Source organism: Micromonospora sp. DT44 (assembly GCF_049841635.1).
GTDB lineage: Bacteria > Actinomycetota > Actinomycetes > Mycobacteriales > Micromonosporaceae > Micromonospora.
Genome location: NZ_JBNCKS010000026.1, coordinates 32,687 through 45,286 on the forward strand (window position 1 = coordinate 32,687; position 12,600 = coordinate 45,286).

Annotated in this window: 13 protein-coding genes; 9 read left to right on the plus strand and 4 right to left on the minus strand. The window is 72.3% G+C overall.

Annotated features, from left to right (window positions below):
- Positions 1-67: 67 nt before the first annotated feature.
- A complete protein-coding gene (locus tag ACLQ25_RS16715) occupies positions 68-1,243 on the minus strand; it encodes a low temperature requirement protein A (protein ID WP_425731791.1) in 1,176 nt (391 codons plus the stop codon).
- 70 nt (positions 1,244-1,313) lie between these two features.
- Positions 1,314-1,733, minus strand: a complete 420-nt coding sequence (locus ACLQ25_RS16720; RefSeq protein WP_357121707.1) for a hypothetical protein — start codon at positions 1,731-1,733, stop codon at positions 1,314-1,316.
- Between the two features lie 182 nt (positions 1,734-1,915).
- Here ACLQ25_RS16720 and ACLQ25_RS16725 point away from each other — a divergent pair, with 182 nt between their 5' ends.
- The 5 genes from ACLQ25_RS16725 (at position 1,916) to ACLQ25_RS16745 (ending at position 6,034) form a co-directional block, all read left to right on the plus strand.
- Positions 1,916-3,001: an S-(hydroxymethyl)mycothiol dehydrogenase gene (locus ACLQ25_RS16725; protein ID WP_425731792.1), complete on the plus strand. Its 1,086-nt coding sequence runs from the start codon at positions 1,916-1,918 to the stop codon at positions 2,999-3,001.
- Complete coding sequence (locus ACLQ25_RS16730) at positions 3,001-3,630, plus strand: MBL fold metallo-hydrolase (RefSeq protein ID WP_425731793.1); 630 nt, start codon at positions 3,001-3,003, stop codon at positions 3,628-3,630. Before ACLQ25_RS16725 ends, ACLQ25_RS16730 begins: the two co-directional genes overlap by 1 nt.
- Before the next feature lie 100 nt (positions 3,631-3,730).
- Positions 3,731-4,150, plus strand: a complete 420-nt coding sequence (locus tag ACLQ25_RS16735; protein WP_425731794.1) for a VOC family protein — start codon at positions 3,731-3,733, stop codon at positions 4,148-4,150.
- Positions 4,147-5,088, plus strand: a complete 942-nt coding sequence (locus ACLQ25_RS16740; protein ID WP_425731795.1) for a DUF3626 domain-containing protein — start codon at positions 4,147-4,149, stop codon at positions 5,086-5,088. Before ACLQ25_RS16735 ends, ACLQ25_RS16740 begins: the two co-directional genes overlap by 4 nt.
- A gap of 232 nt (positions 5,089-5,320) precedes the next feature.
- A complete protein-coding gene (locus tag ACLQ25_RS16745) occupies positions 5,321-6,034 on the plus strand; it encodes a hypothetical protein (protein ID WP_425731796.1) in 714 nt (237 codons plus the stop codon).
- Positions 6,035-6,088: 54 nt separating this feature from the next.
- Here the strand turns inward: ACLQ25_RS16745 and ACLQ25_RS16750 are convergent, their stop codons facing one another.
- On the minus strand, positions 6,089-7,492 hold the full coding sequence (locus ACLQ25_RS16750) for a hypothetical protein (RefSeq protein ID WP_425731797.1): 1,404 nt from the start codon (positions 7,490-7,492) through the stop codon (positions 6,089-6,091).
- 215 nt (positions 7,493-7,707) lie between these two features.
- On the opposite strand from ACLQ25_RS16750, the gene ACLQ25_RS16755 reads away from it, so the two are divergent.
- The 4 genes from ACLQ25_RS16755 to ACLQ25_RS16770 all read left to right on the plus strand — a co-directional run bounded on the left by ACLQ25_RS16755 (position 7,708) and on the right by ACLQ25_RS16770 (position 11,599).
- Positions 7,708-8,019: a MazG-like family protein gene (locus ACLQ25_RS16755; protein ID WP_396799501.1), complete on the plus strand. Its 312-nt coding sequence runs from the start codon at positions 7,708-7,710 to the stop codon at positions 8,017-8,019.
- Positions 8,020-8,452: 433 nt separating this feature from the next.
- Entirely contained in the window at positions 8,453-9,013 is a 561-nt protein-coding gene (locus ACLQ25_RS16760) for a hypothetical protein (RefSeq protein ID WP_425731798.1), read from the plus strand.
- Positions 9,014-9,352: 339 nt separating this feature from the next.
- Positions 9,353-10,471: a hypothetical protein gene (locus ACLQ25_RS16765; protein ID WP_425731799.1), complete on the plus strand. Its 1,119-nt coding sequence runs from the start codon at positions 9,353-9,355 to the stop codon at positions 10,469-10,471.
- A 156-nt stretch (positions 10,472-10,627) separates the two neighbouring features.
- Positions 10,628-11,599, plus strand: a complete 972-nt coding sequence (locus ACLQ25_RS16770; RefSeq protein WP_425731800.1) for a pirin family protein — start codon at positions 10,628-10,630, stop codon at positions 11,597-11,599.
- 296 nt (positions 11,600-11,895) lie between these two features.
- Here ACLQ25_RS16770 and ACLQ25_RS16775 read toward each other — a convergent pair whose 3' ends face one another.
- Positions 11,896-12,564 carry a DUF1345 domain-containing protein gene (locus ACLQ25_RS16775; RefSeq protein WP_425731801.1) on the minus strand — a complete coding sequence of 223 codons (669 nt, stop codon included), beginning with the start codon at positions 12,562-12,564 and terminating at the stop codon, positions 11,896-11,898.
- Between the last annotated feature and the right edge of the window lie 36 nt (positions 12,565-12,600).

Sequence of the window (12,600 nt, forward strand, 5' to 3'; positions counted from 1 at the left end):
TCTGCCCATTTTCGGGCCGTCCCGCGCGCCGGCAGGCCGGATGATCGATGTCTGATCCAGATCGATGTCAGGCCGTACGGCTCGTGACGGCCCCGGCGTCACGTTTGCGCAGCACCACCGTCACGGCCACGAGGGCGACCAGCAGCAGCGCGAGCACCGGCACCGGGGCCGGTCCGAGTGGCACGAGCAGCGCCACCCCGGCGACGACCGGATAGGCGACCACCACCGCGCCGTGCTGTTGGCGGCGGACGTGCAGCACCCAGACGGTGAGCAGGAAGACGGCCAACGGTACGGCCACCGCGTACGCGGCGGTCGTTCCGGACACGTGCGCGAGGTGCCGCTCGTGGTCCACCACCACGGGCAGGCCGGCGCCGACGGCGGCGATCGCGGCGAAGATGAGGTAGTGGCCGTAGCCCCAGATCAGGGAGTACGGCAGCCGGTCGGGCGCCTCGACCGGGCGGTCGAAGTAGAGCCACCAGAGCGCGTACACGATGACCGCGCCGACCGCCGCGAGCGCCCAGAGACCGTGCTCGCCCGCGTCCAGGCCGGTCTGGATCGCCACCGAGATCGCCAGCACCGCCTCGCCGAGCACGATCAGCGTGAACAGTCCGTACCGCTCGCCGATGTGCCCGGGGTGCCAGGGCGTCATGCCCGGCCGCTCGGCCACCGCCGGAACGAGCAGGTCGGCGAGCGCCAGCAGCAGGAACGTGACGATGCCCCAGTCGTCGGGCAGCGCCAGCCGCAGCAGCCAGCCGAGCTGCACGACGGCCACGCCGATCGCGTACCTGCGCGCCGCGGCCCGGTGCGCCGGATCGCCGGCGGCGGCCCGGCTCCACTGCACGACGGCGGCCAGCCGCATGACCACGTACCCGTAGGTGATGACGGTGAAGTCGCCCTCGGCGAACGCGCGCGGCACCCCGGCCGCCAGGATCAACGCCCCGGTGATCTGCACCAGTGTGGTGATCCGGTAGACGTCGTCGTCGGTGTCGTACGCCGAGGCGAACCAGGTGAAGTTCATCCACGACCACCAGATCGCGAAGAACACCATCAGGTAGCTGCGCAACGCGTGGTCGAGGTGCCCTTCGGCGACGTCGTGGTGCAGCGCGGACGCCGCCTGCGCCACGGCCACCACGAAACACAGGTCGAAGAAGAGCTCCAGCGGAGTGGCCGCGCGGTGTGGCTCGTCCCGGCGACGAGGCCGCATGGGCCGGTAGAACGGCCGCACCGAACGACTGTGGGTCACCGCAGCTCCTCAGGCCGACCGTCGGGGTCGGGCACACGATAACGGGTGCCGGCGGCCCGGTTCCGCCTGATCAGCCGCGCCGACGGCGGTGGGTCAGCCCTTCCAGCACGAGCGTCAGGCCGGCGCCGACCAGCCACACGTCCTTGGCCAGCCCGGCGCCCTGCTGCGTCGGTCGGATGCTGCCCTGCCGGCGCATCCCCGGCGTCTTCAGATAGAGCTGCACGAGACCCGCGCCGAACGCGGTCAGGCCGAGCCCCACCAGGGGCGTCGGCACGAACGGCGCGAGCAGCGCCGCCCCGAGAGCGATCTCCGAGTACGACAGCAGCTTGGCGAACCGGGGTGGGTCCAGTTGGCCGAGCTGCGGCATCGCCGCCACCGCCATCCCGTGCATGGCCTGCGCGGCCTCGCCCTCCAGATTGCGCTTGCCGAGACCTGAGTCGAGGAAGTACGCGCCGATGCTGGCCCGCAGCGGCAGGTGCGCGATTTTCATGATCACTCCCGGTGGCCGTGGTCCGAATCGTGGCCCGCGTACCCCGCGTGACCCGCGATAACCCGCCCCCCGGCCGACTGGGCCGGCCGTGGTGATCGAGGTAGGTTCGCCCGGGGCCCACCGCCGAGCCCGCTTCACCGCCCGGCCCCGGGTCCCGCCACCGACCACCACCAGGAGGCGCAGTGAGCCAGGAAGTCCGGGGAGTCATCTCCCGCAGCAAGGGCGCACCGGTCGAGGTCACCACCATCGTGGTGCCCGACCCCGGCCCCGGTGAGGCGATCGTCCGGGTCCAGTCCTGCGGCGTCTGCCACACCGACCTGCACTACCGCGAGGGCGGCATCAACGACGACTACCCGTTCCTGCTCGGCCACGAGGCGGCCGGCATCGTCGAACAGGTGGGGGAGGGCGTCACCGACGTGGCCCCGGGCGACTTCGTGGTGCTCAACTGGCGGGCGGTCTGCGGCGACTGCCGGGCCTGCCGTCGCGGCCGGCCCTGGTACTGCTTCAACACCCACAACGCCACCCAGCGGATAACCCTCACCGACGGCACGGAACTTGCCCCGGCGCTGGGCATCGGCGCGTTCGCCGAGAAGACCCTGGTGCACGCCGGCCAGTGCACGAAGGTGGACCCGGCGGCGCGGCCGGCCGCGGTGGGCCTGCTCGGCTGCGGTGTGATGGCCGGCGTGGGCGCGGCCATGAACACCGGCAACGTGACCCGCGGCGACTCGGTCGCGGTCATCGGCTGCGGCGGCGTCGGGGACGCGGCGGTGGCCGGCGCGGCCCTCGCCGGCGCCACGACGATCGTGGCCGTGGACACCGACAGTCGCAAGCTGGACTGGGCGAGGAAGTTCGGCGCCACGCACACCGTGAACGCCTCCGACGTCGACCCGGTCGAGGCGATCCGCGCCGCCACCGGCGGTTTCGGCGCCGACGTGGTCATCGACGCGGTGGGCCGACCGGAGACCTGGAAGCAGGCGTTCTACGCCCGGGACCTCGCCGGCACCGTCGTGCTGGTCGGCGTACCGACCCCGCAGATGCGGATCGAGCTGCCACTGCTGGACGTCTTCGGGCGCGGCGGCGCGCTCAAGTCCAGCTGGTACGGCGACTGCCTGCCCAGCCGGGACTTCCCGATGCTCACCGAGCTGTACCTCCAGGGCCGTCTCGACCTGGACGCCTTCGTCACCGAGGAGATCGCCCTCGACCAGGTCGAGAACGCGTTCGAGCGGATGCACCACGGCGACGTGCTGCGTTCGGTGGTGGTGTTCTGATGACCGTCCGGGTCGACCACGCGGTCACCGCCGGCACGTTCTCGCTCGACGGGCAGACCTTCGAAGTGGACAACAACGTGTGGGTGATCGGCGACGACGACGAGTGCGTCGTCCTCGACGCGCCGCACGACGTGGCCGCGATCCTCGCGCTGGTGGGCGAGCGCCGGGTGCGGGCCATCCTCGCCACCCACGCGCACGACGACCACGTACGGGTCGCTCCCGAACTGGCCGAGGCCACCGGCGCGCCGATCCTGCTGCACGCCGACGACCGGGTGCTCTGGGACCTGGTCCACCCCCATCTGCCGCCGCACGGCGAACTGCACGACGGGCAGATCGTCAAGGTGGCCGGCACGGCCCTGGAGGTGCTGCACACCCCGGGGCACAGTCCCGGCGCGTGCAGCTTCCACGCACCGGGCCTGGGCGCGGTGTTCACCGGCGACACCCTGTTCCAGGGCGGGCCGGGCGCGACCGGGCGGTCGTACAGCAACTTCGACACCATCGTCGAGTCGATCCGTACCCGGCTGTTGACCCTGCCACCGGACACTGTCGTGCACACCGGCCACGGCGACGACACCACCATCGGCGCGGAGGCCCCGCACCTGCCGGAGTGGCTGGCCCGGGGGCACTGACCCGAGCGGCCGGCGGACGCCTCAGCGTTCGTCGGCCGCGCCCAGCACCCGCTCCCTTCGGGACAGTGTCCGGGTCGGCGTAGGCGTTACGATCCGGCGCATGGCCGCCGAACACCCCGTACCCGTCGTCCGTCAGCTACGTCTCGTCGTGGAGGCAGCCGACCACGAGGCCGCAGTGGCGTTCTTCCGGGACGCGCTCGGCCTGCCCGTGGAGGCCGAGTTCACCAGCGACGGGGACGCGCGGGTGGTGATCCTGGACGCCGGCCGGGCCACGTTGGAGATCGCCAACCCGGCGCAGAAGCGCCTGATCGACGAGGTCGAGGTGGGCCGTCAGGTCGCCCCGCGCATCCGGGTGGCCTTCGAGGTGGACGACACCGCCGCGACCACGGCCCGGCTGGTCGCCGCCGGTGCGAGCGAGGTCGCGCCGCCGACGCTGACGCCGTGGCGGTCCCTCAACGCGCGGCTCGACGCCCCCGCCGATCTGCACATCACCGTCTTCGAGGAGCTGGACACGCCATGACGGCGACGGCGGAGCGCGATGGGCCGCGCTCCGGGTCTTTGCCGCCGGCACAGGCGGCTGCCCTCGCGTACGTGCGCTCGTCGGCGGTTGCCGAGCGGCCGGCGGCGCTCGCCACGATCGCCCGCCACCTCGCCGCCGCCGCTGTCGACGAGCCGGCACAGCGGTTGCTCGCCGCCGTCGAGCGCGGCCGGATCACCGTCAACTTCCACCCGGATCGACTGTGCGCCGACGGGCGTGCCGTCGCGACCGCGCTCGCCGAGGACGGGGTGTACCGCAGTCAGTTCGTCACGGGGATCTCCGCCGGTGGCCTCACCGCGTACCCCGGTGGCGACCGCGACCGTTGGGAGCGGCGGATGTTCGGCGGCGCGTACCAACAGACCGGGGTGACCCCGGCGGACCGCCCGATCTACGGCGGGTTGAACCTGCTCGACCACGCCGACGGCGCCTGCCCCCGCTTCGGCTCCTGCCATCTGCGACTGCGCCCGGCGGTGCTGGCGCGGGCGACCTTCTGCCTCGGCGACAGCTACCTCGGCCCCGGGGTGGTGGGAACGGCCGACGCCTTCGAGGCGGTCCTCGCCGGACTCCTGGCCGAGGTGGCCCGCACCGGCGTGTGCCTCGGCCGCGCCGAGACGGACGTCGCCTCCCTGACGCGGACGCTGCTCGACGGCCCGCGCGCGCCGGGAACCGTCGGCCGGGCGCTCGACGACTACGTGGAGGCCCAGGTCCACGGCACCCTCGACCTCGCGTCCGACGTCGAGGAGCTGGTGGCGGACCCGTCCTTCGTCGGCACCGCCACCGGCGAGCAGTTGGAATGTCTCGCGGGTCGGTACGGTTTCCCGCTGCGCTGGCACCCCGGCTTCGTGCTGGCCGACACCCTTCAGCACCTCAAGCAGCTCTGGCACGTGCTCGTCCGGTTCGGCGTGGCCCATCCGGGCTGACCCGTCTGCGTCGTTGGTCCGGTTCCGCCCACCCGTCACCCGGGTCCGGCCGGCCATCCGAATTCCCGGGAGTGACCGGGTCCCCAGCTCGGGGTGACTCCGGCATTTCCGGAATGACCGACTCGTCAACCCGGTTGTGTCCCCCGTACCGCCGGAGCCCAAACCCCTTTCCCGCGGTCCCTCCCGAGGGGCGTTCACCCCGGAGCGCTCCGCACGATCGAAAGGAACCATCGTGAAGCCGGACTTCACTCGATGGCTCCCCGCCATCGCCAAGGACTCGTACCGCAAGACCGCGCTCAGTGTGGTGGGTGTGGCCGCCCTCGGTGGTCTGGCGCTCGCGCCGACCGCGACCGCCGCCCCGGTCACCTCCGGGCCGCACCAGGGCGCCGTCGCCGCCATCGACCTCGCCACCGGCAAGGCCTCGACCGGGGTGCAGCACCAGGAGCAGCCCGTCGAATCCGGCCTGACCACCGGCTCCGCCACCGGCAAGCCGCCGGCCGGCAAGCCGAGCCGGGACGAACTGATCCCGCACGGCATCGAGGGCGCGCAGTCGCGCATCCCGCTCGACAAGGCGCAGCTCGACAACGCCCGGTCGATCGTCGACGCGGCGAAGAAGACCGGTGTCGGCGACCGTGGCGCGGTGATCGGTGTCGCCACGTCGTTGCAGGAGTCGAAGCTCTACAACCTCGGCCACCTCGGCGCGTACAACGACCACGACTCGCAGGGCCTGTTCCAGCAGCGTCCGTCGTCCGGTTGGGGTTCGCCCGAGCAGATCATCGACCCGGAGTACGCCGCCACGGCGTTCTTCGACGCGCTCAAGAACGTCGGCGGTTGGCAGGACCTGCCGCTGACCACCGCCGCGCAGACCGTGCAGGTCTCCGCCTTCCCGTACGCGTACGCGCAGTGGGAGGAGCAGGCGGCGGACATCGTCCAGCAGCTCTGGTGACCGCATCCTGAACACACCGGCCGGCTCCCGTCACGGGGGCCGGCCGGTCTTTCGTCAGCAGGGGGCGTAGAGGCGGCGGGTGCCATCCCCGGCGGCGTACGCCTTCCGGTCGCTGAACCGGCAGCCGTAGTCGGGTCGGGCCACCACCGCCGGATCGGTCACGGTGTCGCCGGCCGGGCGCTTGCCGGTGCGTACCCAGGACACCAGGTCGTCCCAAGCGGTCCCGGCCTCGGCCGGGCTGAACTCGCAGTGCTGCGCGGCCCGGATGGCCCGCTGCACCACGAGCCGGCTACGACCGTGCCGTGCCACGTCGGTGGCGTACGCCTGCTCCATGCTGAACGGTACGAACAGGTCGCCGAGGTCGTGCAGGCTGACCACCGGCGCGCTGGGCCGGCCGGCGATGCGCGGCACCTCCGTCAGCGTCGGCAGGAGCCGCTGCCGGGCGTTTTCCGGCGCGACCCGCCGCACGGTCGAGTTCAGGTCGACCGGACTGTTCGGGCGGTAGCGGGTGAGCAGGTTGGTGGCGAGCTGTCCGGGCCGCTGGGCGGGGGAGTCGCCGCCGTCGGTCACCATGATCGAGAAGAGGAAGTCCTTCCACACCGCGAACGCGGCGTCAGTGCCGGGACGCGGCCCGCCCGAACGGTCCACCGTCACGGCCCGCAACTGCTTGCCCCGCTCGGTGGTCGTGTCCGGGCCGGTCGGCGTGAGCCCCGCGAGGCCCAGCGTCGCCTGGATGCGCGGCACCGCGTTGCTCAGGTAGTCGGCCGGCGTGGGGTAGGCCGGCACCCCGGCGAGCGCCTGCGCGACCAGGTTGTAGTCCAGGTAGAAGTCGAGCAGCGTCTGGTCGCCGAGCACACCGCACATGGGCAGGGCGCCGTCGTAGTAGCCGGGATACTGCTCCAGCGAGCGACCGATGACGTACCCGCCCATCGACACCCCGGCGAGATACGTGCGGTGCGGCCGGCGCACCGTCCGGGCGAAGTGGTCCGCGAGATCCTTCGTGCCCAGCACTCCGGAGCGGATGTCGAAGCCGTTGCGGTCGTACGACGACGACGCCCACGCGTACCCCTGGGACAGCATCCGTTGGCGCAGCTCGAAGCCCGGCGGCTCCGGCGAGAGCACCGTGCCCTGACCCCGGTAGCCGTGCGCCCACAGCACCAGGTCGCCGTTCCACCGGGCGGGAACCTCGATGATGTACGCGGCGTGCCGGTGCACGCCCTGACGTACCGTCGCCGGTTTACCCGCCACCGTCAGCGGCGTCAGGGGGGGGTTCTGGAAGGTGTAGCCGGGCGGCGGCTGGTCGCCGTCGGAGCCGCGATCCGCTGCGGCGCCTGCTGCTGCGGCGGCGGTGGGTGCTGCGGCGGCGGTGGGTGCGGGGCCGATCAGCCCGACGGCCAGGGTCAGTGTCGCGGTGGCGGCGACCAGGCGGCGCAGGGTGCGAACGGGTACGGACAGCATCGATGCTCCCCATCGGACGGATGTCGCCTGCGGGGCGACCAGGCGGGACGGTTGCCTACCGGCCGGTAGCGCCCTGAACCTAGGACCGCCGTCGACCGGAGTCAATGGCTACGCTGACCGAACGGTCAGGCTCCGAAGGAGCCCGGTGGCGCTGGGTCGCGGCGCCGTGGGTGCCGATCGTCGGCTGGTCCGGTCCGATGCGGTTGACTGTCGTCGTGGACGACTCGATCTGGGCGGCGGCCCGGGCTGCGCGGAGCTGGCTGGACACCGCGAACGGCACCGGGGAGACGGAACTGACCTGCCGCATCCTCAAGCTGACCGAGGAGGCGGGCGAGGCGTCCGCCGCCTGGATCGGTCTGCTTGGGCAGAATCCGCGCAAGGGTGTCACCCACACGCGCGAGGACGTGGCAGCCGAACTGGCCGACGTGGTGTTCACCGCACTGGTGGCGATCGAGAGCCTGGGACTCGACGCGCAGACCGTTCTGGAGTCATGTGCGAACAAGGTCCGATCTCGCCTGGGGGAGTAAGGCCCGCCGTCCTGCCGCCGGTGGTGGCGCGGTGTCGTGATCGACACGAGTTCACCGATACCGCGCTGTCAACCGGTCCCGGACACCCCGACTTCGACGATGTCGAGTCGATCATCCGGTCGGATAGCCGCGCGTGGGCGGTATGTCCGGTGTTGCGCTCCCTGTGGTGACCGGCTCCACCCGTGGGCCGGAATCGTGACGGGCCGCGGGTCGTTACACACCCTGACGATCGCAGGACCACGGCCGAGCCGCCCGCCTGCGGGAATGGCCCCGGCCGCCGGGTCGTTACACACGGACCGGCCGCCACGAGCCCCCCGCTCGCAGGCCGCCCCCCAGACTTTTGAGCGCCCGGACGAGGTGCTGACACCCCGCATCACCGATCCCCCCGAACGGGTGGTGTGGGTGTTTCCTACCCCCGAAGGAGCAACCCCTCATGAACACGATCTTCCGCAAGAGCATGCTGTCCGTTGCTGGTCTCGCGTTCGCCGGTGGCGTCTTCGCCGGCCCGATCGCCGCCCACGCCAACCCGGTCGACGCCAAGCCCGCCGCCGTCGCGGTGCAGACCACCGCGCCGAAGCCGCAGGGCGACCAGTCGCACATCGACCTCAACGGTGAGCAGACCGCCAACGCCAAGGCCATCATCGCCGCCACCAAGAAGGCCGGCCTGCCCGAGCGGGCCGCGGTCATCTCCATCGCCACCAGCTTGCAGGAGTCGAAGCTGGAGAACCTGGGCCACCTCGGCGACGCCAACGACCACGACTCGCTGGGCCTGTTCCAGCAGCGCCCGACCTCCGGTTGGGGTACGCCGGAGCAGATCACCAACCCCGAGTACTCCACGACCGCGTTCCTCAAGGGCCTCAAGCAGGTCGACGGCTGGCAGGACATGCCGCTGACCGACGCCGCCCAGACCGTGCAGGTCTCGGCCTACCCGGACGCGTACGCGCAGTGGGAGCAGCAGGCCACCGACCTGGTCGCCCACAACTGGAACAGCTAAGAACCACCGATGGCCGGCACCCCGACAACGGGTGCCGGCCATCGCCGCATGTCCAGACCCCGGCGGCTTCGGGGCGGGCCCACTGCCTGAGGCGTGATGCCTGTGGGTCATCAAGATGACGCAGGGGCATCACGCTCGTTGGGGCGGTGTCGGGTGGCGGCGTGGGGTGGCCTCGGGTCGGGCCCACCGGCAGAGGCGTCATGCCCGCGAGTCATCAAGATGGGGGGCGCTGTCCAGGATTCCGCGTGGCGACGTAGCGCAGTGGTGTTGTCGGCGCGCAGTGATCCGATCGGCGGTCGCGTCCGTACCCTCCGGCGGGGACCGGCGGAGGGACAGGGCATGGCCGTGGTGGGTGACGGCAGCAAAAATCACAGCGAGCATCAGGCGGCACGCCGAGCAGATCGGCGACCCGCGCAGACGACGGCGGCGGCACGGACGGCTGCGGCGCACCTGCCGGCCGACGACGCGGCGACGAGCCAACCGGGGTACGAGCCGGCCAGCCGGGATCGGGAGACCAGCGCAGCGGAACCGCCGCCCGCGACAGAGCCGCGATCAGCGGCCGTCGCAGGGCCACAACAAAGCCGGGACGTCGCGCAGCGATCGGGGCCGGACGCGGAGGCGGGGCCACCGGAAGCGGAGGTCGCGTCGGGACGCTGGTCCGTCGGTGCCCGCCTGCTGCTGACTGCCGCTGCCGTCGTGCTGGTGCTCGGCGTCATGGCGGTCGCGGTGATCGTGAGTGACCCCTACCGCCTCGGTCAGACCTACAGCGACACGGGTCCACAGGACACGAGGCAGGACGCCGCGGCGGCATCCGACCAGACGATGACCGCGCCGTTGGCGGGCCGGCAGAAGGCTACCTTCGTGCTCGTCGACGGGTTGACGTCGTTCGACCTGCGGGTGACGGACCTGGGTGACGATCTCTACCGGATCAGCAGCCCGTCCGGCACGGGTGTGGCCGCACGGCCGGTGCTCGACGGCGAGACCGTTCGGCTCGGCGTGGTGGCCGCCGGCGCGTCCGACGGACGGGCCGTACGGGTGTTGCTCAGCGAGCGGGTCGCCTGGCGTCTGCGCCTGGAGGGTGGGGTGAGTGAGCAGGTGCTGGATCTGACGCGGGCTCGTCTGCTGGGAGTGGACCTTGTCGGCGGCTCCGCTCGCACCGATCTCATCCTGCCGCCCGTGGATCGCGGGGTCATGACGGTGCGGTTGACCGGCGGGACCAGCCGGCTCTCCGTCCGGGTGCCGGGCACGCCGCCGGTGCGGGTGCGGGCGGGCGCGGGCGGGCGCGGGCGCCGGCTCGGTGGTGGTCCGCGACCAGCGGTGGAACGGGGTCGCCGCCGGAGATCTGGTGAGCACGCCGGGATGGGACCACTCACCCAACCGGATCTTCCTGGACCTGGTCGCGGGCGTCAACGCGGTGACGGTGACCGAGGCGCGGTGATGAGAACCGAGGCCCGGTGACGGTGACCGAGGCCCGGTGACGGCGGGCCGGCTTCAACGGCCGGGCTGACGCCGGGTGGATCGACCGGGAGTCCGAGCGCCCGCGCGGTTGGGGTGGCGGTCACCCCGAATCGGAAGCGCCGCTGTCGGTGGAGCGCGCGAGCGTACAGTCGGGCGGTGGAGCGTACCGAATCGATGCTGGCGCAGACCCGACCGCCCGGCGTGGCCGACGTCGATCCCGGCAGCGTGCTGCTGCCCGGCCACGACGTGCCGCTGGGTCGGTACACGACGGTGCGGCGTCTGCTGCCGCAGCGGCCCCGACGGATGGTCGGCGCGTGGTGCTTCGTGGACCATTTCGGCCCGGACGATGTGGCGCAGCGACCCGGCATGGAGGTTCCGCCGCACCCGCACACGGGGCTGCAGACGGTGACGTGGCTGCTCGACGGCGAGATCATCCACCGGGACAGCCTCGGCAACGTCCAGGCGATCCGACCCGGCCAGTTGAACGTGATGACCTCCGGGCACGGCATCGCCCACTCGGAGCGGTCGCCGGCCACGCACCCGCCGGTCATGCACGGTGTGCAGCTCTGGGTGGCGCTGCCGGACCCGGCGCGGGCCGGCGCGGCCGACTTCGCCCACCACGCCGACCTGCCGCGCTGGCGCGACGGTGAGGTCGACGCGACGTTGCTGGTGGGCGAGTTCGCCGGGCAGCGGTCGCCGGCGGTGGTGCACACCCCGCTGGTGGGCGTGCAGCTCGAGCTGGGCGGGTCCGCGCCGACGACGCTGCCGTTGCGACCCGACTTCGAGTACGCCGTGCTGGCGATGTCCGGCGCGGCCGAGGCCGCCGGGGTGGGCTTCGAGCCGGGGGCGCTGCTCTATCTGGGTACGGGTCGGCGTGAGCTGACCGTGCGCGGCGGGGCGGGGGCGCGGCTGTTGCTGCTGGGCGGTACGCCGTTCGAGGAGCCGCTGGTCATGTGGTGGAACTTCGTGGGCCGCTCGCACGAGGAGATCGCCACGGCTCGCGAGGACTGGATGGCGGGGCGGCGTTTCGGGGTGGTGGCCGACGATGCGGCGTCTCCGCTGCCCGCGCCCGCCCTGCCCACCACCCGGCTCAAGGCCCGCGACCGTACCGGCGGCCTGCACGGCTGACTCGACCCGTTCTTCGGAACGGCCGCCCGGGGCTGACGTGGGCTGGCCCACAGTTCAGCAAAAACTGACCGTACGGAGGATGTTCTGTCGTATGGTTGTACCCGGCAGTGCTGACCGCTCGGTTCGGGCGGGCATCCACCGCCTGGTGGCCGCGACCGGTTCGGACGTGGTCCACCGCCTGGACAGGTTTGCGTGGCGCCCCCGGTCGCGGTTCGTGACCAAGGGGCGCCCGCCTGTCCCGGCGAGCGTCCGCCGGCTCCGGCAAGACCGTCGAGCACCGGCCCGCGCCGACACACTCAGCGTGCCAGCCCCGCCAGCAGGTTCACCGTGACGGCGATGACGAATGCGCCGAACAGGTACGACACCATCGAGTGCCGCAGCACCGTCCGGCGCATCTCGTTGCTCGTCAGGTTGGTGTCGGAGACCTGGAACGTCGCCCCGACGGTGAACGCCATGTACGCGAAGTCCGAGTACCGGGGCGGTTCGCTCTGGTTGAAGTTCACCCCGCCGTCCGGGCCGGTGTAGTAGATCCGCGCGTAGCGGGCGGCGAACACGGTGTGCACCACCAGCCAGGACAGCACCACGCTGAGGACGCCCAGCCCGCTGTACAGGTCGCGGCGCACTCCGGGTGGCGCGCCGTGCGCGCTGGCCAGGACCAGCCCGACGGCCAGCAGGCTGGCGAGGCAGGCGATCAGCAGGACCACGTCCCGGGTGGGCCGGTTGGGGTCCTCGTGCACGGCGAGTTGGGCGGTGCGGGCGGCGTCCATCGGCCAGAGTTTGCGCCACACCAGCACCAGCCAGCTCAGCGCGGCGGCGTCCCAGCCGGCCAGTGGGGACAGCGCGGGCGACAGCGTGAGAGCGAAGACGCTGCCCACGAGAATGCCGACGACTGCCACGATCACCAGTTGTGTCGCCGCGGGGATGCCTCCGTCCGGCGGCCGGGACAGCGGACCGGTGCCGGTCATCCGCGACGCCGGCTCGCCACGGCGGACGCCTCCACC

Excerpts from the sequence above, each read along its gene's own strand:
- ACLQ25_RS16720 (WP_357121707.1), bottom strand. The coding sequence starts at position 1,733 with ATGAAAATCGCGCACCTGCCGCTGCGGGCCAGCATCGGCGCGTACTTC.
- ACLQ25_RS16730 (WP_425731793.1), top strand. The coding sequence starts at position 3,001 with ATGACCGTCCGGGTCGACCACGCGGTCACCGCCGGCACGTTCTCGCTC.
- ACLQ25_RS16735 (WP_425731794.1), top strand. The coding sequence starts at position 3,731 with ATGGCCGCCGAACACCCCGTACCCGTCGTCCGTCAGCTACGTCTCGTC.
- ACLQ25_RS16740 (WP_425731795.1), top strand. The coding sequence starts at position 4,147 with ATGACGGCGACGGCGGAGCGCGATGGGCCGCGCTCCGGGTCTTTGCCG.
- ACLQ25_RS16750 (WP_425731797.1), bottom strand. The coding sequence starts at position 7,492 with ATGCTGTCCGTACCCGTTCGCACCCTGCGCCGCCTGGTCGCCGCCACC.
- ACLQ25_RS16760 (WP_425731798.1), top strand. The coding sequence starts at position 8,453 with ATGAACACGATCTTCCGCAAGAGCATGCTGTCCGTTGCTGGTCTCGCG.
- ACLQ25_RS16765 (WP_425731799.1), top strand. The coding sequence starts at position 9,353 with ATGGCCGTGGTGGGTGACGGCAGCAAAAATCACAGCGAGCATCAGGCG.
- ACLQ25_RS16775 (WP_425731801.1), bottom strand. The coding sequence starts at position 12,564 with ATGACCGGCACCGGTCCGCTGTCCCGGCCGCCGGACGGAGGCATCCCC.